Below are 483 nucleotides of genomic sequence, written 5' to 3'. Positions count from 1 at the left end.
AGACGGGCCGGTGCGCATGCTGCGGATCGGTTCTGAGATCTACCACCGGCTTTCGGAGGCCGAGCAGCGCAAGACCGGCAAGCGATGGATCTGGGCTAGAAGCCTCCCGGGCTACACCCATCGCGGGTGGGGCCCGACCAGCGCCCTGATTCAGCGCAGCGGGCAGATGCGGTCCTTCGCCCGGGAAGACCGGGACGGGGAGGAACTGCGTCACTACACCTTCCTGCTGCGACCGCGCCACGATGAGGATCCGGTAGCCGCTGACCTGTATCAGTACCTGCGACTGCACGGCGCCGACCGGATGACCTGGGAGGTCTGGCTCACCACCGACGACCGCGTGCGGCGCGTCCGCTCCCACGCCACCACGCTGCGCAGCCAGCGCGCCCTGCACGGGCTCGTCTCGATGACCAGCGAGTACTGGGACTTCGATATCCCGGACGGGTTCACCCCTCCGCCACCGGAAGACCTCCCGCCCCGGCCTTC

At 68.7% G+C, this 483-nt stretch carries 1 protein-coding gene; it reads left to right on the top strand.

Translation table 11 applies throughout. From position 1 onward, the window contains the following. Positions 1–16: 16 nt before the first annotated feature. Positions 17–483, top strand: a 467-nt coding sequence (locus ACWJ6R_RS37955) for a hypothetical protein (protein WP_449066798.1), incomplete at its 3' end; no start/stop codon positions are given.

This window comes from Planomonospora algeriensis, from assembly GCF_977012225.1.
Note: the sequence above shows the minus strand (reverse complement) of the source record. Positions and strands in the feature narration are given on the sequence as shown.